The organism is Rhodococcus sp. OK519, assembly GCF_003051005.1.
In the GTDB taxonomy this organism is placed as follows: domain Bacteria; phylum Actinomycetota; class Actinomycetes; order Mycobacteriales; family Mycobacteriaceae; genus Prescottella.
Window position 1 is genome coordinate 158,295 of the sequence record NZ_QAOW01000005.1, and the last position, 23,294, is coordinate 181,588.

The following is a 23,294-nucleotide window of genomic DNA, read 5'->3' on the forward strand; positions in this document are numbered from 1 at the left end:
CTATGTGTCGCTCGATCCAGGGTCGACACCGTGCGGTGTCGGTTGTCATTGGACAGCGCGCGGGAACGTCCACGGGAGGGATGAGTGGCAGGTTAGGGGGCAATTGGGGGGATCGATAGGGGATAGCCCCGGGGTGCCCGTGTCGGGGACGAATCCCCTAGGCGCAAACCCCGCTTCACTCCGACGGCAAACAGTCGGATACACCGATGCAGCCGCGCAGGGTGAACTGCGCCGTGCCGTGGGATCCGAAGGGGCTGATCAGCCTTCGGTGACGACGGTGCCCTCGCCGAGTGGACGGGTCATCGACCACAGTGTGATCGACTGGCACTTCGACATCTTCCACTCGCCGTTCTCGATCACGTATTCGTCGACGTACTCGATCGAGCGGACGGTCTCGGTGTTGTCGATGAGGTTGACCTGACGGAAGGCGAGAGTCCACTTGCCCGAGGCGAGTTCGTCGCCGTGCAGGGTGATGTCCGGGTGGAACGCGTGGTGCATGTCGAGAATGACGTTCTTGCCGTCGACCTTCTGCAGCGCGATGGTGCGGAAGACCTCGGCGATGGGGTCGGCGTCGTCGAACTTGCCGAGCGGGCCGTAGTCGATCACGGCGCCGCGGTCGATGAAGCACGCGCGGAAGGTGTCGGCGTCCTTTGCATCGCACGCGCGCAAGTAGCGATGCTTGAGGGCTTTGATGGCCTCGATGCGCTCGAGGTCGTCGAGGCGCTGTTCGATGGTGCGTTCCGTCACGGGAAATCCTCTCGGTTGCGATCTGTGTCACAAAACCTAGGCCTTGTAACGCGAACCGCGAGATTCTTTCCCGCTCAGCGGAGAACTCAGGGCTGGCCGGGGAATGCCGTCGTCGCGGGCGCCACGCCGAGGATTGCGCGCCAGTTCCCTGCGCGGACAGCGGCTTCGGTGAGGGCGGTGACGCCCACCTCGCGGGTGTGTTCGGACTGGCTGCGTTCGATCACCGAACGCCAGGCGACGGCGGTGTCCGACTCGATCTGCGCGGCAAGTTGCGCGGCGGAGACGGGGTCCGATACCGCGAACGGGATCGTGTAGCCGGCCTCCGGTTCCGGTGCGTCGACGTCGGCGGCTGCCAGCGCGTCGAGCGTCGCGTCGCGGCGGGCCCGGTGGGCCGCGGTGTTCGAGGCGACGAGGTCCGCACGGTTGGTGTTCGAGAAGGCGGCGACGATGCCGTAGGCGAACACGGCCGCATACTCGGCTTGCAGCGCCTCGATCAGGGCCTGCTGTTCGGGGCCGGGACTACGGGAACTCACGGGAGCAACACCACCTGTTGTGCGGCGCACGACGCGCTGATCGAACCGAGGAGGCCGGCCCGGTAACCGGACTGCGTCCGCGCCAGCTTCGCGGCATCGCGCTGCGCAGTGGCCAGATCGGCCCGCATCTGGTCGACGCCCGGAGGCGCGGTGACCGGTGTCGTGGGGGCCGTGGAGGATGGCGGGGCTCCGCCCACCCGCGCGATCTCCTCGTCCAGCGCATCTGCATGGGCTGTCCGCTCCGCGGCGATCACGCCGAGAGCCGCCGCGAGATCGGGGCGCGTGGCGATCGCGGCCGTCGCATTCGCAGCGTCGCGTCGAGCGGAACGTGCCTGCTCGGTGAGTGCATCCACCTCTGCTGGGGTGTCGGCGCTACCGGCATCCGAGCAGGCGGTGAGCAGGGTCAGCGCGGTAGCTCCGAGCGCTGCGCCGCCCACGGCGCGCAACGCGGCGCGCCGCGACACCGGGGTGGAGAGGAAGGTCGTTCGCACTTGATCATCGTGCCAGGCCGTGAGCCGATCGGTGGTACCGAGCAGGTCGCGAGGGCGGGCGTCGGCTGATCGTGCCCCAGGCTGGTCACAACCACTCGCGGGGCGCGATACCCTTGAGTCTCCACAGTCCAACCGGTGGTGTGTCTTGTCGTGCTTCGTCGAAGGCGTTGCACGGTGGGATCGCCGCACGTCAGCAATGACTACAACTGAAGCGAGGAGCGTCCCAGATGCCGGTGCCGTCGAGGGAGAGAGTGATCGAGCTTCTCGCTGATCCCATCGGTCGTGAGGGCTACGACCTCGAGGATGTCACCGTCACCCTCGCAGGTCGACACAGTTCGGTGCGTGTGATGGTCGACAGTGACACTGGTCTCGAGCTGGACGAGGTGGCTCGTCTCAGTCACGTCATCTCCGAGGTGCTCGATTCCGTCTCCGATTTCGGGGAGTCTCCGTACACACTCGAGGTGACCTCGCCCGGGATCGACCGGCCCCTCACCGAGGAACGGCACTGGCGCCGTGCGCAGGGCCGCAAGGTTCTCATCGAACTCGCGGAGGAGTCGGTGACCGGCCGGGTCGGACAGCTGGCGGACGGCGGCGTCGACGTGGTGGTCAAGGCCAAGGGTGGTCCGGTCGTGCGCCGGGTGGAACTCGAAGATGTCCGGAAAGCTGTTGTGCAGGTGGAGTTCTCGCGTCCGGACGCGAAGGAGCTCGAACTCGCGGGTGGTATTCCCGAGGGTCGAGTGGCGCCTGCTGACGTGGAAGCGTCGAACGAAGTGAACGAAGAAGGGTCGGACAAGTGAATATCGACATCGCAGCACTGCGCGCAATCGAGGCCGAGAAGGGAATCTCCGCGGGCACCATCATTTCCGCGATCGAGACGGCCCTGCTGACGGCATACCGGCACACCGAGGGGCACCAGCCCCACGCCCGCATCGACGTGGACACCAAGTCCGGTGTCGTTCGGGTGATGGCTCGCGACGTCGATGCCGACGGCAATCGGGTGGGTGAGGAATGGGACGACACCCCCGAGGGGTTCGGGCGGATCGCGGCGACCACCGCCCGTCAGGTGATCCTGCAGCGCCTGCGCGATGCGGAACATGAGCGGAGCTTCGGCGAGTTCGCGACGCATGAGGGCGAGATCGTCGGCGGCGTGATCCAGCGCGACAACCGCGCCAACGCGCGCGGCATGGTCGTGGTCCGGATCGGCAGCGAGGCGAACGGCGCCGAGGGTCTCATCCCTCCGGCCGAGCAGGTGCCGGGTGAGACCTACGAGCACGGTGACCGGATCAAGTGTTACGTCGTCGGGGTGTCGCGCGGCCAGCGCGGACCGCAGATCACGCTGTCACGCACGCACCCGAACCTGGTGCGAAAGTTGTTCGCTCTCGAGGTCCCCGAGATCGCCGACGGCTCTGTCGAGATCGTTGCGGTGGCCCGCGAGTCCGGCCACCGCTCGAAGATCGCGGTCTACTCGCGTGTTCCCGGCCTGAATGCGAAGGGCGCGTGCATCGGCCCGATGGGTCAGCGCGTCCGGAACGTGATGAGCGAACTCGCCGGCGAGAAGATCGACATCATCGATTACGACGAGGATCCGGCGAGGTTCGTGGGCAACGCACTGTCGCCGTCGAAAGTGGTGTCCGTCACTGTCGTCGACCCGGAGGCGCGTGCCGCGCGGGTCGTCGTCCCCGATTTCCAGCTGTCGCTGGCGATCGGCAAGGAGGGGCAAAATGCACGTCTGGCTGCGCGATTGACCGGATGGCGCATCGATATCCGTAGCGATGCGGCATCGGACCCCGAGTCACAGGTCGGTCGCGAAACGACGGGTGCTTAGGAACAGAATGCGGAATTCGCGGGTATACAGCGGTAGAGTGGTCGATGGTTCAGCGTGAACTGTCTGTGTCGACGCGTGTCCGAGCCGGAATTCCGGAAAGGACATGTGTCGGATGTAGACAGAAAGTGCTGGCCACCGACCTGCTCAGGGTCGTGGCACGGGAGGCCGAATCCGGCGGATTCGTCCTCACTCCCGATCTGAAGCACAGGCTCCCGGGTCGAGGTGCATGGCTGCACCCGGACTCGAAATGCCTGAGTGAAGCGGGGCGGCGCCGAGCATTCGGCAGAGCACTGCGGGTGTCAGGAAGTCTCGACTCCTCGGAACTCGATCGTTTGGTCGAGGACACCGAGTTGTCGTAGCCAGTCATTCGAACCTGTGCGAGCACGACAGTGATAACGCGGGACGCAGTACCACTCGAGCCCACTCGGGTTGCATAAACACTCGAGAACATCGAGCAGTACCTCAGAGAACAGGCACAAGCACTCATGAGCACACCGTGAAGCACCAGCGATGAACGTCCTTCGGAGATAACCGAGGTCGTGCGGGCACAGTCGCTCGCTCGACCTCTCAGTAGAGGAGAGCAGTGGCAGGCAAGGCCCGCGTGCACGAGTTGGCAAAAGAACTCGGTGTCACAAGTAAGGAACTACTCGCACGGCTCAAGGAGCAGGGCGAGTTCGTGAAGTCGGCGTCGTCCACCGTCGAGGCCCCGGTCGCGCGTCGTCTGCGGGAGTCCTTCCCGTCGGCGAATGCAAAGCCGGAAGGCGGCGACGCAGCACGCCCGTCGGCGAAGCCCGGTGTCCCCGGCGCTTCCGCCCCGAAGCCGGGCGCCCCGCGCCCCGGCCCCAAGCCGGCACCGGCGGCTCCCGCCGCGCCGGAAACCCCCGCGCAGCCCGCAGCATCCAGTGCTCCGGCAGCGCAGACTCCCGGACCGCGTCCGGGTCCGGCACCGACGCCGGCACCGGCTCCCAAGCCCGTTCCGCAGGCGCCGACGGCCCCCGCTGCTCAGGCACCGGCTGCTCAGGCACCGGCTGCTCAGGCTCCGGCAGCACCCGCTGCTCCGGCGGCACCGGCTGCCCCGGGTCCCAAGCCCGGTGGTCCGCGCCCCGGTCCCAAGACGCCGCGCGTCGGAAACAACCCGTACTCGTCGGCACCCGCCGAGCGTCCGGCTCCGCGTCCCGCTCCGGGCGCTCCGCGTCCCGGTGGTCCCCGTCCGGGCCCGCAGGCCGGCGCCCCGCGTCCCGGCGCTCCCGGCGCTCCGCGTCCGGCTGCAGGTCCCGGTGGACCGCGTCCGGCTCCGGGTCAGGGCGGCCCCCGTCCTAGCCCCGGATCCATGCCTCCGCGCCCGAACCCGGGTGCAATGCCGCAGCGTGCGGCGCGTCCGGCGCCCGGTGCCGGTCGTCCCGGCGGCGGTCGTCCGGGTGCTCCCGGTGGTCGTCCCGGCGGCGGTGGCGGTGGCTACCGCGGCGGCGGCGCTCCCGGCGGCGCTCCCGGTGGTGCTCCCGGTGCAGGTGCAGGTGCAGGTGCACCCGGTGGTTTCCGCGGTCGCCCCGGTGGCGGTGGCGGTCGTCCCGGCGGTCGTGGCGGTGCAGCGGGTGCGTTCGGTCGCCCCGGTGGTGCCCCGCGTCGTGGCCGTAAGTCGAAGCGGGCGAAGCGCGCCGAGTACGAGAGCATGCAGGCGCCCGCCGTCGGCGGCGTGCGGTTGCCCCGTGGCAACGGCGAGACCATCCGTCTCGCCCGCGGCGCGTCGCTGTCGGACTTTGCAGACAAGATCGATGCGAACCCCGCCGCACTCGTGCAGGCGCTGTTCAACCTCGGTGAGATGGTCACGGCAACTCAGTCGGTCAACGACGAGACGCTGGAGCTTCTCGGCGGCGAGATGAACTACGTCGTCCAGGTCGTCAGCCCCGAGGACGAGGATCGCGAGCTCCTCCAGTCGTTCGACCTCACCTACGGCGAGGACGCAGGCGACGAGGACGATCTCGCGTCGCGTCCGCCGGTGGTCACCGTCATGGGTCACGTCGACCACGGCAAGACCCGCCTGCTCGACACGATCCGCAAGGCCAACGTCCGCGAGGGCGAGGCCGGCGGCATCACCCAGCACATCGGCGCCTACCAGGTGCTGACCGAGCTGGACGGAAACGAGCGTCTGGTGACGTTCATCGACACCCCGGGTCACGAGGCCTTCACGGCCATGCGTGCGCGTGGTGCCAAGGCCACCGACCTTGCGATTCTCGTGGTCGCAGCCGACGACGGCGTCATGCCGCAGACGGTGGAAGCGATCAACCACGCCCAGGCGGCCGACGTGCCGATCGTGGTCGCGGTGAACAAGATCGACAAGGAAGGCGCGAACCCGGACAAGATCCGTCAGCAGCTGACCGAGTACGGACTGGTCACCGAGGAGTACGGCGGCGACACCATGTTCGTCGACATCTCCGCCAAGCAGGGCACCAACATCGATGCCCTCCTGGAAGCGGTGCTGTTGACCGCGGATGCCTCCCTGGATCTGCGCGCCAACCCGGACATGGACGCCCAGGGTGTCGCGATCGAGGCGCACCTCGACCGTGGCCGTGGTCCCGTCGCGACCGTGCTCATCCAGCGCGGCACGCTTCGGGTCGGCGACTCGATCGTCGCGGGCGACGCCTATGGCCGCGTCCGTCGCATGATCGACGAGCACGGCGACGATGTCGAGGAGGCTCTGCCTTCGCGTCCCGTCCAGGTCGTCGGCTTCACGTCGGTCCCCGGCGCAGGCGACAACCTGCTCGTGGTCGACGAGGACCGGATCGCCCGGCAGATCGCAGATCGGCGTAATGCACGCAAGCGCAACGCGCTCGCTGCCCGCAGCCGCAAGCGCATCAGCCTGGAAGATCTGGATGCCGCGCTCAAGGAGCACAACGAGCTCAACCTCATCCTCAAGGGCGACAACTCCGGCACCGTCGAGGCGCTGGAAGAGGCCCTCATGGGGATCCAGATCGACGACGAGGTGCAGCTGCGTGTGATCGACCGCGGTGTCGGTGGCATCACCGAGACCAACGTCAACCTGGCGTCCGCGTCCAACGCGATCATCATCGGCTTCAACGTCCGTGCCGAAGGCAAGGCGACGGAGCTGGCGAACCGCGAGGGTGTCGACATCCGGTACTACTCGGTGATCTACCAGGCCATCGACGAGGTCGAGAAGGCCCTCAAGGGCATGCTCAAGCCGGTCTACGAAGAGGTGGAGCTCGGCAAGGCCGAGATCCGCGCGATGTTCCGTTCGTCGAAGGTCGGAAACATCGCCGGCTGCCTCGTCACCTCGGGCATCATGCGTCGCAACGCGAAGGCACGCCTGCTGCGCGACAACAAGGTGATCGCCGAGACCGTCACCATCTCCTCGCTCAAGCGGGAGAAGGAAGACGCGACCGAGGTCCGCGAAGGCTACGAGTGTGGTCTGACCGTCACGTACTCCGACATCAAGGTCGGCGACGTGATCGAGGCCTACGAGCTTCGCGAGAAGCCGCGGGACTAGTCGCACCGAACGTGTCCCTCCCCGGTGGCCTCGTGCCACCGGGGAGGGACACTCCGGCTCTGCCGGGGTCGACACGTCTCTGCACCGGAGGGAGGACTGGTGTTTCTCGGCGCGCTCGAGATGGACATCCTGTTCGGCGATGTGCGGTCATTGAAGGAGAAGCGGTCGCTCGTGCGGCCGGTCCTGACCGAATTGCGACGATATGGCGTGTCTGCTGCGGAGACAGGTGAGCACGACCGCTACCGGCGGGCGTTGCTCGGTGTCGCGGTGGCAAGTTCAGGGGTGGGACATGTCCACGAGGTGCTCGATCAGTGCGAGCGGCACGTCGCCGGACGACCCGAACTGCAACTACTTGCAGTTCGACGAAGAATTTTCGGCCCCAACGACTAGCACCGTCTAGCGCGGGCTGACGCTGGACACAGCTGGACAAACCCGGGAGAGGAGACTGATTGCCATGGCAGATCCTGCACGCGCACGCAGGCTCGCAAAGCGCATCAGCACGATCGTCGCGACGGCGATCGACCACGAGATCAAGGACCCACGTCTTGCCCTCGTGACCATCACCGACGCCAAGGTGACGGCGGACCTGCACGACGCCACGGTGTACTACACCGTGATGGGCGAGAACATCGACTCCGAGCCGGACGTCGTCAGCGCCGCTGCGGGCCTCGAGAAGGCCAAGGGCGTTCTGCGTTCCAAGGTCGGCGCGGGAACCGGTGTGCGGTTCACGCCCACCCTGACCTTCGTCGCCGATACGGTGCCGGACACCGCACGGCACATGGAGGAACTCCTCGCTCGGGCACGCGCCGCGGACGATGCGGTGGCCCGCGCTCGGGAGAATGCTAAGCCTGCCGGCGACGCCGACCCGTACAAGGAACAGCGTGACGTCTCGGACGACGCCGCCGACGAGGACAACTGACCCCGAGGCCGTCATGACTCACTGCCCGGAATCCACGACGCCGACCCTCACATCGCGACACGTGTCCTTGCAGGACGTGATCGGGCTGTTGGAGGGTGCGACGTCGGCGACCGTCCTGTGTCACGTCCAGCCCGATGCCGACACCATCGGCAGTGGGTTGGCACTCGGAATCGTGCTCGAGCGCAAGGGCATTCCGGTACAGGTGTCGTTCGCGACGCCTGACCGGCTGCCGGTATCGATGTCCGGCCTACCGGGTAGGCACCTCCTGGTGCCGGCCGAGGACGTCGCCGAGTCCGTGGATCTGTTGGTGACCGTCGACTGCGGCAGCGCGGGGCGTCTCGGCGCGCTCGCGTCGCGGCTCGGCGGTGCCCGGCGGTCGCTGGTGATCGACCATCACCGGTCCAACACTCGCTACGGGATGTTCGACCTGATCGACGATTCCGCAGAGGCCACCACGGCCGTGCTGGCTCGTCTGTTCGACCTGTGGAACGTCGAGATCGACGCCGATCTCGCACACTGCCTGTATGCGGGTCTGGTGACGGACACCGGATCGTTCCGGTGGGTGCAGCCAGGCACGCACACTCTCGCGGAGCGCCTGCTCGGCACGGGTATAGACGGTGCCGCTATTGCGCGCACACTGCTCGACACCCATCCGTTCGGCTGGCTTCCGATGCTCGGCGCGGTGCTCTCGTCGGCGGTGCTCGTTCCCGAGGCCGCCCAGGGGAGGGGTCTCGTGCACGCCGCGATCAGATGCACCGACTCCGCCGGACTCGGCTCCGAGGAGGTCGAGAGCGTTGTCGATATCGTGCGCACCACCTCCGAGGCCGAGGTGGCGGCCGTGTTCAAGGAGTCCGCTCCGGGCTCGTGGTCGGTGTCGCTGCGTTCGAAGGAGACGGTGGATGTCGCGGCTGTGGCCGAGCGTCTCGGTGGCGGAGGCCATCGATTCGCGGCCGGCTACACCGTGAGCGGCCCCGTCGAGTCCGCCATCTGCGCACTGCGCGAAACCCTCGGCTGAGTTGACCGGGACCGCGGAGGGCCCCGCTTCCGATCGCGAGGCGACGGACGTAGGGCCGCGCCGGATTCTCGGGCTCGCGGTGCCCGCCCTCGGCGTCCTCGCGGCGGAACCGCTCTATCTACTCCTCGACATCGCGGTCGTCGGGCATCTCGGGGCCCTCGCGCTCGCAGGTCTCGCGGTCGGTGGACTGATTCTCGCCCAGGTCAGTACACAGTTGACATTCCTCTCGTACGGCACAACGGCGCGGGCGTCGCGTCTGCACGGAGCGGGCCGCGAGCGCGAGGCGGTTGCGGAAGGCGTCCAGGCGACCTGGCTCGCGCTCGGTATCGGGGCGGTCGTGGTCGTACTCGTCCAATTGTTCGCGGGACCGATCACGGCTGTGATCGCCGGGTCGGGAGACATCGCCGCGGAGGCTGAACAGTGGCTGCGGATCGCGGTGTTCGGGGCGCCTCTGATTCTCGTGGCGATGGCCGGCAACGGCTGGATGCGCGGGGTGCAGAACACGATGCGTCCGCTGCGCTTCGTCCTTGCGGGGCAGGTGGTCTCGGTGATTCTCTGCGTCTTGCTCGTTCACGGTGTGGCAGGGGCGCCACGCTGGGAACTGGCGGGTTCGGCGGTCGCGAACGTGGCGGGCCAGGCTACTTCGGCGGTGCTGTTCGGCGTGGCGTTGCTGCGCGCGCGGCTGTCGCTCCGCCCCCGTCCGGCGGTGATGCGGGCCCAGATGGTTCTCGGCCGAGACCTGATCCTGCGTAGCCTCGCGTTCCAGGCGTGTTTCCTCTCCGCGGCGGCGGTCGCGTCCCGTTTCGGGGCGGCCTCGGTCGCGGCACACCAAGTGGTGCTCCAGCTGTGGAATCTTGTCGCCCTGACTCTCGACTCACTCGCGATCGCCGCGCAGACACTCGTCGGTGCCGCGCTGGGGCGCAGTGATGTGCGTGGCGCGAATCGCCTGGCGTGGCGCATCACTCGCTGGTCTGCAGTGTTCGCGACGGTCCTGGCGCTGGCGTTCGCAGTCGGAGCCAAGTTCATTCCGACCCTGTTCACCGGTGACCCCGACGTGCTCGACCAGACGTCGGTCGCGTGGTGGTTCTTCGTCGGAATCATGCCGGTGGCGGGCATCGTGTTCGCACTGGACGGCGTTCTTCTCGGCGCGGGAGACGCGGCCTTCCTCCGGACGGCCACGCTGGCGTGCGCCCTGGTCGGGTTCCTGCCGCTCATCTGGGCGTCACTGGCGTGGGACTGGGGCCTCGCAGGAATCTGGACGGGGCTTACCGTGTTCATGGTGTTGCGGATGGTGGCGGTGCTGTGGCGCGCCGCGTCGGGTCGCTGGGCCGTCGGAGGCTCCGACCGCCAACTGCAGGAGGCGAAAGGGTAGTGGTGTGGCAGGCAAACTGATGGCGGTGAGCGACACACACGTCGGGCACCGGGGTAATCGGCCGATCACCGAGGAGATCTTCCCGGATTCGCCGGACGACTGGCTCATCGTCGCCGGCGATGTCTCGGAGAAGACCGATGACATTCGCTGGGCGCTGACGCTACTGAAGAGTCGGTTCGCGAAGGTGATCTGGGTGCCAGGCAACCACGAGTTGTGGACCACGGCGAAGGATCCCGTTCAGATGCACGGCAGGGCCCGCTACGACTACCTGGTCGACATGTGCCGGGAGATCGGCGTGATCACCCCGGAGGACCCGTACCCCGTGTGGGAAGGCGACGGCGGCCCCGCCACGATCGTGCCGCTCTTTCTGCTCTACGACTACACGTTCCTGCCGGACGGGGCCGTCGACAAGGCCGACGGACTGAGGATCGCCCGCGACAAGAACGTCGTCGCCACCGACGAGTTCCTGCTGTCCTCGGAGCCGTACGCGACACGCGACGCGTGGTGTCGGGCCCGCCTCGCCGAGACCCGGGCGAGACTCGATGCGCTGGACTCGTCGATTCCGACCGTCCTGATCAACCACTTCCCGCTGGTCCGCCAGCCGACCGAGGTTCTCTACTACCCGGAGTTCGCGCTGTGGTGCGGAACAGTGGAGACGGCCGACTGGCACACCCGCTACAACGCCACCTGCTGCGTCTACGGGCACCTCCACATCCCGCGCACCACCTACTACGACGGCGTCCGCTTCGAGGAGGTGTCCGTGGGCTACCCGCGCGAGTGGCAGCGCCGCGGCCTCCCCGACAAGCTGCTGCGGCAGATCCTGCCGGTGCCCGAGTACGCGCCGGGCACTCTCAACAAGTTCGGCGGCCACTTCACGATCACCGCGGAGCAGGAAGCCGAGTACGAGCGCATGCGGGCTCAGCGATGACCGCCGGAACCGAGTCCAGGAGAACGGGATTGATCGAGCGTATTCTGCCGGCCGGTGTGAAGTCCGCGGAACTGTTCGAGGATCCACCCGGTCTGCAACCGCACCCGCAGGAGGCGTCGCTCATCGCGAAGGCGGTCGAGAAGCGTCGCCGCGAGTTCATCGGCGCCCGCCACTGCGCCAGGCTCGCGATGGCGGACCTGGGCGCGGAGCCGGCGCCGATCCTGCGCGGCGACATGGGCTCTCCCGTGTGGCCGCGCGGAATCGTCGGCAGCCTCACCCACTGCGACGGCTACCGGGCCGCGGTCCTCGGCTACGCGATGCAGGTACGCAGCATCGGTATCGACGCCGAACCGAACGGGCCTCTGCCCGACGGTGTCCTGGATGCGGTGAGCCTGCCGCAGGAGCGCGATTGGCTCGGCTCGGCGGACCCGACAGTGGTTCACTGGGACCGTCTCCTGTTCTGCGCGAAGGAGGCCACCTACAAGGCCTGGTTCCCGCTCACCGGCCGCTGGCTCGGTTTCGAGGACGCGCACATCACGTTCGCCGAGGGAGAAGGCGGCACCGGCACTTTCCGTTCCGAGCTGCTGGTGCCCGGCGGCACCGCGGACGGATCGGCGCCGCTCGTCGCGTTCGACGGTCGGTGGCTCGTCTCGGACGGGCTGATCGTCACGGCAATTTCGGTGAGCTGACCGGCGCTGGCAGAATCGGATCACGTGTCCAAGTCTCAGAAACCGTCCTCCGGCCTCGTCGGCGCCGGCCTGCTGATCGTCGACAAGGAAGCTGGGATGACCAGCCATGACGTCGTTGCGCGCTGCCGGAAGCTGCTCAATACCCGCAAGGTGGGGCATGCCGGCACCCTGGACCCGATGGCCACCGGCGTGCTGATCCTCGGCGTGGAGCGAGCCACCAAGCTGCTGGGTCTACTGGCGTTGACGACCAAGTCGTACAGCGCGACCATCCGGTTGGGGCAGGCCACGACCACCGACGACGCCGAGGGCGAGACGGTGTCGACTGCCGACGCGTCCGGTATCACCGACGAGCAGATCGCCGCCGAGGTCGCGAGACTCACCGGCGACATTCAGCAGGTGCCCGCGAGCGTCAGCGCCATCAAGGTGGACGGTCAGCGCGCCCATGCCCTCATCCGGGCGGGTGAGGAGGTCACGCTCGCGGCGCGGCCCGTGACGGTCTCGAAGTTCGAGATTCTGGCGCGCCGCGACGTTGCGGCAGCAGACGGCGGTTCTTTCGTGGACCTCGACGTCGACGTCGATTGCTCGTCGGGAACCTACATTCGTGCGCTCGCCCGCGACCTGGGGGCCGCGCTCGGGGTCGGTGGTCATCTGACGGCGTTGCGCCGCACGAGCGTCGGGCCGTTCACCCTCGAGCACGCGCGCACGCTCGACGAGTTGGCGGAGGATCCGGCCGTCAGCCTCGATATCGACCAGGCCGCGCAGACCGCGTTCCCGCACCGGCAGATCAGTGCCGAGGAAGCCGAGTCGATCAGCCAGGGACGCTGGCTCGAACCGATCGGCTGCAAGGAGATCTACGCGGCGATCGACCCGGGCGGGCACACCATCGCGCTGATTCAGGAACGTGGCAAGCGAGCCAGTTCGGTGATGGTCGTCCGGCCCGCGACGCTGCAGTAGCGAGCGCGTCAGCTACCCGGAATGAAACCCGGGTAGACGAAGTGGCCCGGTCCGCCACCGGGAAGGCTCGCGCCCATCGACCCGGGGTAGTCCATCGCGAGCTTGACCAGCTTGTGCGGGTTGCCCTCGCGGTCGGCCTGCCAGCACTCCAGCAGGACGCCGTGGAAGCCGGTGCACACGATGCGCGTGCTGGTTCCGAACGGAGACGTGAGCCGGTTCTGGCTGACGAACGGGTTCCAGTAGTTCAGGTCGGCCGGGGTGAGGAAGCCGTTGTAGTCGAACGGGTCCAACGGACTCGGGTACGGCGGCGGCGTGGGCCATTCGTCCGCGGAGGCGACCCCGGCGCCGGCGAGCGCGACGGTCGCGGCCGCACACACTGACGCGGCGATGCGGGCGGTGCGGCGGACGGCTGTGCTCATCGCGAACCTCGTCTCGATCGGCTTCCCGACTCGGCTGCGGGACGCGTGAGCCGAGCCTAGACGAGCCAGATCGCCTGTGCGGCCGGGTCGCCGAGGTCGACGGTCCCGGCCTGGTCGGTCGAACCGAGCCGGATCGAGACGGTCCCGGCGAAGTCGCGTCGCTCGACCACTGTGATTTCCGTATCGAGCGCGATCCCGACCGAGTCGAAGTAGCGGAGCATCGCGGGATCGGCGTCGGAGATGCGGGCGACCCGTCCGGAGTCGCCGTCCTGGAAGTCGCTCAGCTGACGCGCGGGGGGAGTGGGCACCGATCCGTCCGCGGCGGGAATGGGGTCGCCGTGCGGATCGCGTTCGGGGAAGCCCAGCTTGGCGTCGATCCGGTCGATCATGCGGTCGGACACGGCGTGTTCGAGCACCTCGGCCTCGTCGTGGACCTCGTCCCAGCCGTAGCCCAGTTCGTTGACCAGGAAGGTCTCGATCAGCCTGTGCCGGCGCACCATGGACACCGCGGCGGACCGGCCGGCGTCGGTGAGCGCGATTGAGCCGTAGCGGGCATGGTCGACGAGCCCCTGGTCGGACAGCTTGCGGATGGCCTCGGACACCGTGGAGGCGGAGACACCGATCCGCTCGGACAGCAGCTTGGTCGACACCCGATCTCGCGACCATTCCTGGACGGTCCAGATGACTTTGAGGTAGTCCTGTGCCACCGACGACAAGGTCTCCGGTCGGGTCACCTCACTCGGTGCGGGTGCGTCTGATTTCTGCGTGGCCACGGTTACGAGCTTAGGCAACAGTCACGTGCGGCACACATCACCTCCCGTCTCGGTTCGACGATTGCGCAACATGATCAGCGAATTCGTGGCGCAGGGTCGGTCCGGACGTGACCGGCGTGTGCGGTGGCCGTAGGCTGCCACCTGTGCAGAGATGGCGAGGTCTGGACGATGTGCCGGCGGACTGGGGGCGTTGCGTCCTGACGATCGGCGTTTTCGACGGTGTGCATCGTGGGCACGCGCAACTGGTTTCCCGCGCGGTCGAGGCGGCGCGGAGGCGCGGAATCCCCAGTGTGCTCATGACATTCGATCCACATCCGGCGGAAGTCGTGCGGCCGGGTAGCCACCCGGCGCAGTTGACGACGCTGCCGCGGCGCGCCGAGTTGGCCGAAGAGCTGGGCATCGACGTCTTCTGCGTCATGCCGTTCACGACCGAGTTCATGAAGCTCTCGCCCGAGCGCTACGTGCACGAGATTCTCGTCGAGCGTCTCCATGTCTCGGAGGTCGTCGTCGGGGACAACTTCACATTCGGGCGCAAGGCGGCCGGGAACGTGGATCTGCTGCGCGAGACCGGCGCACGCTTCGGGTTCGCGGTCGACGGCGTGAACCTGCTCGCGGAACACGCGGTGACGTTCTCCTCGACCTACATTCGTTCGTGCGTCGATGCCGGTGACGTCTCGGCGGCGGCCGAAGCGCTCGGCCGTCCGCACCGTGTGGAGGGTGTCGTCGTGCACGGGGACGGGCGTGGGCGTGGTCTCGGCTTCCCGACCGCGAACATCGCACCGCCGATGTACTCGGCGATTCCCGCCGACGGCGTGTACGCGGCATGGTTCACGGTGCTCGGGCCCGGTCCTGTCGAGGGCGCGGTGGAACCGGGCAAGCGGTACGCGGCCGCGGTGTCGGTCGGCACGAACCCGACCTTCTCCGGGCGGACCCGCACGGTCGAGGCCTTCGTCCTCGACCGCGAGGCCGACCTCTATGGCCAGCACGTGGCGGTCGACTTCGTCCAGCGTGTGCGCGGGATGGAGAAGTTCGATTCGGTCGACGCGCTCATCGAGGAGATGGGCCGCGACGCCGAGAAGGCGCGCACGATCCTTGCGGAAGCGGCCGATCGCTGAGGCCCCGAGCGGCCTGGTAAGATTTCCCGCTGGTGTGTGCTGCGGTTCGTGGCGGCCACGCCCGTCGGATGTTCGGGGGCAACCCGGGATATCCGATTTCCTTTCACGCGGACGTCAGTTACAGGAGTGCACCAAGTGGCATTGACCACCGAGCAGAAGAAGCAGATCCTCGGCGAGTACGGACTGCACGAGACCGACACCGGTTCGCCGGAGGCGCAGGTGGCCATGCTCACCAAGCGCATCGTCGATCTCACCGAGCACCTGAAGATGCACAAGCACGACCACCACTCCCGCCGCGGCCTGCTGCTGCTGGTCGGACGCCGTCGTCGTCTGCTCAAGTACGTCCAGAAGGTCGACATCGCGCGTTACCGCTCGCTGATCGAGCGTCTCGGCCTGCGCCGATAAGACGCGCTCACGGCGAGTCGCCTCGCCGACCTCACCGATAGCCAGCGAGGCACTGTTTAGACTGAGCCTCGTTGGCTATCGGTGTTTGCAACACCACCGCCGCCCGCACCTGCAGCAGTGGCGACGGCCCTCGGTAGTGGCCCTCCGGATCGAGACATCCGGCAGGCTTCGATCGACGGCCGCCTCCGCGTTGCGAGGGAAGTGCAGCCGCGACCAGGAGGGTCGTGGCGCCCATGCGGAAACGGCAAAAGACGAGAGGGAAGAGAAGAAAAGTAATGACAGACAACACCGCAGTAGAGGTCGAAGAGGGCGTGTTCGAGTCCTCTGCCGTCATCGACAACGGGAGCTACGGCACCCGCACCATTCGTTTCGAGACCGGCCGCCTTGCACAGCAGGCCGCCGGCGCCGTCGTCGCCTACCTCGACGACGACACCATGCTGCTGTCGGCCACCACGGCCAGCAAGCAGCCCAAGGAGCATTTCGACTTCTTCCCGCTGACGGTGGACGTCGAGGAGCGCATGTACGCCGCGGGCCGCATCCCCGGCTCGTTCTTCCGTCGCGAGGGTCGTCCCTCCACCGACGCCATCCTCACGTGCCGCCTCATCGACCGGCCGCTGCGTCCGTCGTTCGTCGACGGCCTGCGTAACGAGATCCAGGTCGTCGTCACCGTCCTGAGCCTCGATCCCAAGGACCTGTACGACGTCGTCGCGATCAACGCCGCGTCCGCGTCCACGCAGATCGCCGGCCTGCCGTTCTCCGGCCCCGTCGGTGGCGTGCGCGTCGCACTCATCACGTCGGACGAGAACAAGAGCGGCCAGTGGGTCGCCTTCCCGACCGTCGAGCAGCTCGAGACCGCGGTCTTCGACATGGTCGTCGCGGGTCGCGTCGTCGAGTCCGGTGACGTCGCCATCATGATGGTCGAGGCCGAGGCCACCGAGAACGTCATCGACCTGATCGAGGGCGGCGCGCAGGCGCCGACCGAGGCGATCGTGGCCGAGGGCCTCGAGGCTGCCAAGCCGTTCATCGCGAGCCTGTGTGCCGCGCAGCAGGCACTCGCCGAGAAGGCTGCCAAGCCCACCGGCGACTACCCGGTGTTCCCGGCCTACCAGCCCGACGTGTACGCCGCCGTCGAGGCAGCTGCCACCGAGAAGCTCACGGCTGCGCTGTCCATCGCCGGCAAGCAGGAGCGCGACGACAAGACCGACGAGGTCAAGGCCGCCGTGCTCGAGCAGGTGGCTCCGCAGTTCGAGGGCCGTGAGAAGGAAATCGGCGCCGCGTTCCGCTCGCTGACGAAGAAGCTTGTGCGCCAGCGCATCCTGCGCGACCAGTTCCGCATCGACGGCCGTGGCATCACCGACATCCGGTCGCTGTCCGCCGAGGTCGCCGTGATCCCGCGTGCGCACGGTTCGGCACTGTTCGAGCGTGGCGAGACCCAGATCATGGGCGTCACCACCCTCGACATGGTCAAGATGGCGCAGCAGATCGACTCGCTGGGCCCCGAGACCAGCAAGCGCTACATGCACCACTACAACTTCCCGCCGTACTCCACCGGTGAGACGGGCCGCGTCGGTTCGCCGAAGCGTCGCGAGATCGGCCACGGTGCTCTCGCCGAGCGCGCCCTCATGCCGGTGCTGCCGAGCCAGGAAGAGTTCCCGTACGCCATCCGTCAGGTCTCGGAGGCGTTGAGCTCCAACGGTTCCACCTCGATGGGTTCGGTGTGCGCCTCGACGCTGTCGCTGCTGAACGCCGGTGTGCCGCTGAAGGCTCCGGTCGCCGGTATCGCGATGGGCCTCGTCTCCGACGAGGTCGACGGCGAGACGCGTTACGTCGCGCTCACCGACATCCTCGGCGCCGAGGATGCCTTCGGTGACATGGACTTCAAGGTCGCGGGCACGAAGAACTTCGTCACCGCCCTGCAGCTCGACACCAAGCTCGACGGCATCCCCTCGAAGGTGCTGGCCGGCGCGCTGTCGCAGGCACACGATGCCCGTACCACGATCCTCGAGGTCATGGCCGAGGCCATCGACGCGCCGGACGAGATGAGCCCGTTCGCGCCGCGCATCACCACCATCAAGGTGCCCGTGGACAAGATCGGTGAGGTCATCGGCCCCAAGGGCAAGATGATCAACTCGATCACCGAGCAGACCGGTGCCAACATCTCGATCGAGGATGACGGCACGGTCTACGTCGGTGCAGCGGACGGTCCGTCCGCGCAGGCTGCGATCGACATGATCAACGCCATCGCCAACCCGCAGCTGCCCAAGGTGGGCGAGCGCTTCCTCGGCACGGTCGTCAAGACCACCGCCTTCGGCGCGTTCGTCTCGCTGCTCCCGGGCCGCGACGGACTGGTGCACATCTCGAAGCTGGGCAACGGCAAGCGGATCGCCAAGGTCGAGGATGTCGTCAGCGTGGGCTCCAAGCTCCGCGTCGAGATCGCCGACATCGACAACCGCGGCAAGATCTCGCTGATCCCCGTGGAGGATGCTGCGGACGACTCCGCCGCCCTCGCCGAGGGTGACGCCGCAGCCGAGTAGGTCGGCCACAGCAGTACCGGGTCCGGCCCCGCACGGTTCGTCCGTGCGGGGCCGGACCCTTACCCCAGGTGTATCGTGGATCGACGTTCCGCACCTTCCGAGGTTTTCGGGACATCGTCCGGACTTAAGGAAACACGAACCGCCACATGGCTCAATCCCTTCGCGCGAAGCCCCTGAAGGCACGACGCGGCTCCGCACCGACCAACCGTCCGCGCACCGGCGTGCAGCGCACCGTCCTGCCCGGAGGCCTCCGCGTGGTCACCGAGCACGTGCCCGGCGTGCGTTCCGCGTCCGTCGGTGTCTGGGTCGGCGTGGGTTCGCGTGACGAGCAGCCCACCGTCGCCGGCGCGGCGCACTTCCTCGAGCACCTGCTGTTCAAATCCACTCCGACCCGTTCGGCCCTCGACATCGCGCAGGTGATGGACGGTGTCGGCGGCGAACTCAACGCGTTCACGTCGAAGGAACACACGTGCTTCTACGCGCACGTCCTCGACGACGATCTCCCGCTCGCGGTGGATCTGGTGAGCGACGTGGTGCTGCGCGGCCGATGCCGGTCGGTCGACGTCGATGTCGAGCGTCAGGTGGTGCTCGAGGAGATCTCGATGCGGGACGACGATCCCGAGGATCTGCTCGGTGACGCCTTCCTGACCGCGCTGTTCGGCGACCACCCGGTCGGCCGGCCGGTGATCGGCAGCATCGACTCGATCGAGGCGATGACCCGCGCCCAGTTGCACTCGTTCCACGTCCGCCGCTACACCCCCGACCGGATGGTGGTGGCGGTCGCGGGCAACGTCGAGCACGAGCACACGGTGGAGTTGGTGCGTCGCGCGTTCTCCGGACACCTGGACCGCGCCGTCGATCCGGCACCGCGCCGCGAAGGCGCGATCCGGCTGCGGACGGCGCCGACCCTGAGCCTGACGAAGCGGGACAGCGAACAGGCGCACCTGGCGCTGGGGGTGCGAGCGTTCGGGCGGCACGAGGGACACCGCTGGCCGCTGTCGGTCCTCAACGCGGCCGTCGGCGGTGGTCTGAGTTCTCGGCTGTTCCAGGAGATCCGAGAGGAACGGGGCCTCGCGTACTCCGTGTACTCGGGCGTGGACACCTTCGCCGACACGGGAGCCTTCTCGGTGTACGCCGGCTGTCAGCCCGAGAACCTCGGCGAGGTCGCGACGCTGATCCGTGAGGTGCTGGCGAACGTCGCGTCCGACGGCATCACCGACGCCGAATGCGCCCGCGCCAAGGGGTCGTTGCGGGGTTCGCTGGTGCTGGGACTCGAGGACTCGGGGTCGCGGATGACGCGGATCGGGCGCAGCGAACTCAACTACGGCAACCATCACTCGGTCTCCGAGACACTGTCGCGCATCGACGAGGTCACCACCGACGAGGTGCGCGAGGTGGCCAGGGTGTTGCTGCAGCGACCGTTCGCGGCCGCCGTGGTGGGCCCGTACCGGCGCAAGCGGGATCTGCCGGCATCGGTGCGGGGGATCGTCACCTAGCGGTTCGGCGGGCGGGGTTGCGTGATCACTGCCGATACATCGCGACCCGCACGACATCCGCGGGATCGACGAGGTGGTCGTGGTCGTCCTCGCCGGCGTCGATCTGCACCCAGTCGATGCGGCCGGTGAACGCGTTGTCGCCCCGCGGGTACTCGGGGGTGACGGTGGAGAGGCTGTCGCGGCCGACGTCGGTGTATTCGTAGCCGAACCCGATGGGCTCGGTGCGCTCGATTCGTCCGCTTCCGACCGCGGCGCCGTCGACGAAGAGTGTCACGGTGCCGCCCTTGCCGAGCCCGCCTCCGTCGTAGGCGAACTCGCTGCGGACCTGATGTGTTCCCGTCGGGACCGGTTCGGTGGCACGGATGTAGCTGCGCTCGAGGCCGAACAGGTTGTAGCAGAACGTCGGTCGGCCCTCGCGGAAGTAGAACGACCAGCCGCCGGCGTGGCCGCCGAGGTTGAGGATCACCCCGTGGGCACCGCCGTCGGGCACCCCCACCTGCGCGGTCAGTGCCCAGGATCGGTTGCGCCAGTTGACGATGTGCATCTCGAGCAGTGCCTCCATGCCGGGCAGCAGGACCTGCCGGTTGCCGGGCACCAGGCTGGGTTTGCCGGAGATCCCGGGCAGCACCCGCTCGAACGTCCGATCATCGAGCGGCAGCACGTTGTGCCGCGTCGCCTCGATCAGGAACAGTCGCTGCAACTCGTGTAGCCGATCCGGATGCTCCGTCGACAGATCGCGAGCCTGCGTCCAGTCGGTGGTGCCGTCGTACAGTTCCCACACGTCGTCGTCGAATGCGATTCCCGTGCCGCCGAGGATCTGCCACGGCGTCCGGTGCTTGGTCACCGCGGACCATCCGCGGTGGTAGATGCCGCGGTTGCCGAACATCTCGAAGTACTGCGTGACGTGGCGTTCGGGTGCGACTGCGTCGTCGAAGCTGTAGGTCATGTCGATGCCCTCGATGGGGTCCTGCCGGATACCGTTCACCGTCGTCGGCGCCGGGATCCGGGCGGCCGCCAGCACGGTCGGCGCGACGTCGACGACGTGATGGAACTGTTCGCGAATCTCGCCCCGGGCGTCGAATCCGTTTGGCCAGCGCACCACCGTGCCGTTGCGCGTGCCACCCCAGTGCGAGGCGACCTGCTTGGCCCACTGGTACGGGGTGTCCATGGCGTGCGCCCAGCCCACCGCGTAATGCGGCGACGATTCGGGACCGCCCAGTTTGTCCAGCTGGCCCACGAGGAACTCGGGGGTCTCGATGTCGGCCATCCCGTTGAGGCTGATCAGTTCATTGGACGTGCCCTGCAGCGTCCCCTCGGCGGAGGCGCCGTTGTCACCGATGACGTAGAAGACCAGTGTGTCGTCGAGGGCCCCGACCTGCTCGATCGCGTCGACGACCCGGCCCACCTGATGATCGGTATGTTCGAGGAACCCGGCATAGTTCTCCATCTGCCGGCGCAGCACCGGCAGCAGCAGCTCGTCCATGTCCTCCCACGCGGGAATGACGTCGTGGCGGCGTGTGAGTTCCGCGTCCGCGGGCACGACGCCGAGTTTCTTCTGCCGCGCGAACGTCCTCTCGCGCAGCACGTCCCAGCCGTCGTCGAAGCGCCCTCGGTACCTGTCGGCCCACTCCTTCGGGACGTGGTGCGGGGCATGGGTGGCGCCGGGCGCGAAGTACAGGAAGAACGGCTTGTCGGGTGTGAGGGCCGTCTGCTGCCGCACCCAGGCGATCGCCTTGTCTGCCAGGTCCTCGGTGAGGTGGTAACCCTCCTCCGGGGTGCCCCACGGCTCCACCCGTGTGGTGCCCTCGTGCAGCGTCGGATACCACTGGTCGGTTTCGCCACCGACGAAGCCGTAGAAGTACTCGAACCCGTTTCCCGGTGACGGCCACCGGTCGAACGGCCCCACCGGACTGGTCTCCCAGATCGGGACCTCGTGGCACTTCCCGACGTGGGCGGTGGCGTAGCCGTTGAGTCTCAGGACGTCGGCGAGCGGAGCGCAGGTGTCCGGTCGGACGGACGTGTACCCGGGGGCGGCCGTCGCCATCTCGGTGATGCTCCCCATTCCGACGGTGTGATGGTTCCGTCCGGTGAGCAGTGCCGCCCTGGTGGGGGAGCACAGCGCGGTGGTGTGGAACCGGGTGTACTTCAGCCCGTCGTCGGCGAGGCGTTGCGCGGTGGGTGTCGCGATCGGCCCGCCGAACGTGCTCGACGCCCCGAATCCGACGTCATCGAGCAGCACTATCAGCACGTTCGGGGCGCCGGCGGGTGGTCGCAGCGGCCGGAGTGGCGCATATCGTGCGTCCGGATCCTTTGCGTCGTACAGGACCGTGCCGGTGTACTTCTCGTTCGGTATCGGCAGGACATGTCGGCCGATACCGCCGAGGTCACTGCTTCCGTTCGCGGTGCTCACCGGAACGACCTCCTGACGATGCGCATGGCGCCCCCGTCATCGACGGTACGTTTCGGCGAGCCTGGTTCGCAGCGAAATCTCAGCCTTCGTGGATACGGACGGGAGTAGCCTCGAACTGCGTCGGTCGGTGGGATCGGACGCCCGTCCGGTCCGTGGCCGGCACCGTAATCGGTGCCGGAAATGACTGTCCGACAACTAATTCCGGAAATCGCTCAACCGTAGAGACGGGGCTGACGGGACATGAACGAACTGGCCGAATGGGACATCGTCACCGGAGTCGGCATCACCGCGCTGGGGGTCGCGGCGGGCCGCGCGATGGAGACCCGACGGGAGGGTGCGCTGGTCTCGGATCCGTACGCGGAGGCTTTCGTCGAGGCGGCCGCGCCGCCCGTACCGATGCCGACACGGCTCGAGGATGCCGACGATCGTGAGATTCCGTGGCGTTCGATGGCTGACTACATGGGAGTGCGCTCGCGCTACTTCGACGACTTCTTCGCCGCCGCGAACCTGGCGGGGATCGGGCAGGTGGTGCTGCTCGCGGCGGGTCTCGACGCGCGCGCGTACCGACTGGAGTGGCCGGACGGAACCACCGTGTACGAGCTGGACGCGCCGAAGGTGCTCTCGTTCAAGGACGACGTGCTGACGGCTGCGAACGCGCAGCCGCGCGCCGATCGCCGTGTAGTGGCGGTGGATCTTCGCGAGGAGTGGCCGGTGCCGTTGCAGGAGAAGGGCTTCGATCGATCCACGCCGTCGGCGTGGCTGGCGGAGGGACTGCTCCCGTTCCTCCCGAACGCGGCGAAGGAGAGACTGTGCCGCTTCGTCACCGACCTGTCCGCACCCGGTAGCCGCTTCGAGGTGGAGCACATCGACGACGTGCGCGCAATGATGCAGGAGGAGTCGACGCAGCGCGCACGCGACCTCTTCGGCGTCGACATCGAGTCGCTGTGGCCGGACGACGGCGAGTTCGACCCTGCCGCATGGCTGGCGGACCACGGCTGGGACGTCGAGGCGGTGCGCTCGGCCGACGTCGCGCTGCGATTCGGACGCACCCTCGAGAGCCCGAACGGGGACCCCGCGCGATCGAGCATGTTCATCACCGCGATACGCCGGTGATCGCCGAACGTCGGATGAGTGCCGTCGATGCGTGCACCGTAGGCTTACGGCGAG

22 protein-coding genes are annotated in these 23,294 nt (G+C 67.8%); 16 read left to right on the forward strand and 6 right to left on the reverse strand.

What is annotated here, in order from left to right; all coding sequences use genetic code 11:
* Nucleotides 1-258: 258 nt before the first annotated feature.
* The 3 genes from C8K36_RS15185 to C8K36_RS15195 form a co-directional block, all read right to left on the reverse strand.
* A complete protein-coding gene (locus tag C8K36_RS15185) occupies nucleotides 259-747 on the reverse strand; it encodes a nuclear transport factor 2 family protein (RefSeq protein ID WP_107985343.1) in 489 nt (162 codons plus the stop codon).
* Between the two features lie 86 nt (nucleotides 748-833).
* Entirely contained in the window at nucleotides 834-1,280 is a 447-nt protein-coding gene (locus tag C8K36_RS15190) for a ferritin-like domain-containing protein (protein WP_107985344.1), read from the reverse strand.
* Nucleotides 1,277-1,771 (reverse strand): hypothetical protein, encoded by a 495-nt coding sequence (locus C8K36_RS15195; protein WP_258195430.1) that lies wholly within the window; start codon nucleotides 1,769-1,771, stop codon nucleotides 1,277-1,279. Before C8K36_RS15195 ends, C8K36_RS15190 begins: the two co-directional genes overlap by 4 nt.
* 227 nt (nucleotides 1,772-1,998) lie before the next feature.
* Between C8K36_RS15195 and rimP the strand changes: the two genes are divergently transcribed.
* From rimP to truB, 11 genes are all read left to right on the forward strand, one after another.
* Complete coding sequence (gene rimP, locus C8K36_RS15200) at nucleotides 1,999-2,568, forward strand: ribosome maturation factor RimP (RefSeq protein WP_107985345.1); 570 nt, start codon at nucleotides 1,999-2,001, stop codon at nucleotides 2,566-2,568.
* Nucleotides 2,565-3,596 carry a transcription termination factor NusA gene (gene nusA / locus C8K36_RS15205; protein WP_107985346.1) on the forward strand — a complete coding sequence of 344 codons (1,032 nt, stop codon included), beginning with the start codon at nucleotides 2,565-2,567 and terminating at the stop codon, nucleotides 3,594-3,596. The genes rimP and nusA overlap by 4 nt, the downstream gene beginning before the upstream one ends.
* Before the next feature lie 44 nt (nucleotides 3,597-3,640).
* Entirely contained in the window at nucleotides 3,641-3,955 is a 315-nt protein-coding gene (locus C8K36_RS15210; RefSeq protein ID WP_107985347.1) for a YlxR family protein, read from the forward strand.
* A 224-nt stretch (nucleotides 3,956-4,179) separates the two neighbouring features.
* Entirely contained in the window at nucleotides 4,180-7,098 is a 2,919-nt protein-coding gene (gene infB, locus C8K36_RS15215; RefSeq protein WP_107985348.1) for a translation initiation factor IF-2, read from the forward strand.
* A gap of 99 nt (nucleotides 7,099-7,197) precedes the next feature.
* Nucleotides 7,198-7,488, forward strand: a complete 291-nt coding sequence (locus C8K36_RS15220; protein WP_107985349.1) for a DUF503 domain-containing protein — start codon at nucleotides 7,198-7,200, stop codon at nucleotides 7,486-7,488.
* 64 nt (nucleotides 7,489-7,552) lie between these two features.
* Entirely contained in the window at nucleotides 7,553-8,017 is a 465-nt protein-coding gene (rbfA, locus tag C8K36_RS15225; protein ID WP_107985350.1) for a 30S ribosome-binding factor RbfA, read from the forward strand.
* Between the two features lie 13 nt (nucleotides 8,018-8,030).
* On the forward strand, nucleotides 8,031-9,032 hold the full coding sequence (locus tag C8K36_RS15230) for a DHH family phosphoesterase (RefSeq protein WP_107985351.1): 1,002 nt from the start codon (nucleotides 8,031-8,033) through the stop codon (nucleotides 9,030-9,032).
* A 64-nt stretch (nucleotides 9,033-9,096) separates the two neighbouring features.
* Nucleotides 9,097-10,404, forward strand: coding sequence for an MATE family efflux transporter (locus C8K36_RS15235; protein WP_301331713.1), 1,308 nt, complete (start codon nucleotides 9,097-9,099; stop codon nucleotides 10,402-10,404).
* 4 nt (nucleotides 10,405-10,408) lie between these two features.
* Entirely contained in the window at nucleotides 10,409-11,332 is a 924-nt protein-coding gene (locus C8K36_RS15240; protein WP_107985353.1) for a metallophosphoesterase family protein, read from the forward strand.
* Nucleotides 11,333-11,361: 29 nt separating this feature from the next.
* Nucleotides 11,362-12,021: a 4'-phosphopantetheinyl transferase Npt gene (gene npt, locus C8K36_RS15245; protein ID WP_107985354.1), complete on the forward strand. Its 660-nt coding sequence runs from the start codon at nucleotides 11,362-11,364 to the stop codon at nucleotides 12,019-12,021.
* A 24-nt stretch (nucleotides 12,022-12,045) separates the two neighbouring features.
* Entirely contained in the window at nucleotides 12,046-12,975 is a 930-nt protein-coding gene (gene truB, locus C8K36_RS15250; protein ID WP_107985355.1) for a tRNA pseudouridine(55) synthase TruB, read from the forward strand.
* An 8-nt stretch (nucleotides 12,976-12,983) separates the two neighbouring features.
* Here truB and C8K36_RS15255 read toward each other — a convergent pair whose 3' ends face one another.
* A complete protein-coding gene (locus C8K36_RS15255) occupies nucleotides 12,984-13,394 on the reverse strand; it encodes a hypothetical protein (protein WP_107985356.1) in 411 nt (136 codons plus the stop codon).
* Nucleotides 13,395-13,450: 56 nt separating this feature from the next.
* Nucleotides 13,451-14,128, reverse strand: coding sequence for a metal-dependent transcriptional regulator (locus C8K36_RS15260; protein ID WP_107985357.1), 678 nt, complete (start codon nucleotides 14,126-14,128; stop codon nucleotides 13,451-13,453).
* 182 nt (nucleotides 14,129-14,310) lie between these two features.
* Between C8K36_RS15260 and C8K36_RS15265 the strand changes: the two genes are divergently transcribed.
* The 4 genes from C8K36_RS15265 to C8K36_RS15280 all read left to right on the forward strand — a co-directional run bounded on the left by C8K36_RS15265 (nucleotide 14,311) and on the right by C8K36_RS15280 (nucleotide 19,717).
* Nucleotides 14,311-15,282, forward strand: coding sequence for a bifunctional riboflavin kinase/FAD synthetase (locus tag C8K36_RS15265; RefSeq protein ID WP_107985358.1), 972 nt, complete (start codon nucleotides 14,311-14,313; stop codon nucleotides 15,280-15,282).
* 135 nt (nucleotides 15,283-15,417) lie between these two features.
* Complete coding sequence (rpsO, locus tag C8K36_RS15270) at nucleotides 15,418-15,687, forward strand: 30S ribosomal protein S15 (RefSeq protein WP_031939812.1); 270 nt, start codon at nucleotides 15,418-15,420, stop codon at nucleotides 15,685-15,687.
* Nucleotides 15,688-15,962: 275 nt separating this feature from the next.
* Nucleotides 15,963-18,221: a polyribonucleotide nucleotidyltransferase gene (locus C8K36_RS15275; RefSeq protein ID WP_107985359.1), complete on the forward strand. Its 2,259-nt coding sequence runs from the start codon at nucleotides 15,963-15,965 to the stop codon at nucleotides 18,219-18,221.
* Between the two features lie 146 nt (nucleotides 18,222-18,367).
* Nucleotides 18,368-19,717: a M16 family metallopeptidase gene (locus C8K36_RS15280; protein WP_107985360.1), complete on the forward strand. Its 1,350-nt coding sequence runs from the start codon at nucleotides 18,368-18,370 to the stop codon at nucleotides 19,715-19,717.
* 25 nt (nucleotides 19,718-19,742) lie between these two features.
* Here C8K36_RS15280 and C8K36_RS15285 read toward each other — a convergent pair whose 3' ends face one another.
* Nucleotides 19,743-22,127: an arylsulfatase gene (locus tag C8K36_RS15285; protein ID WP_107985361.1), complete on the reverse strand. Its 2,385-nt coding sequence runs from the start codon at nucleotides 22,125-22,127 to the stop codon at nucleotides 19,743-19,745.
* Between the two features lie 240 nt (nucleotides 22,128-22,367).
* Between C8K36_RS15285 and C8K36_RS15290 the strand changes: the two genes are divergently transcribed.
* Nucleotides 22,368-23,240: an SAM-dependent methyltransferase gene (locus C8K36_RS15290; RefSeq protein ID WP_107985362.1), complete on the forward strand. Its 873-nt coding sequence runs from the start codon at nucleotides 22,368-22,370 to the stop codon at nucleotides 23,238-23,240.
* Nucleotides 23,241-23,294: the final 54 nt, after the last annotated feature.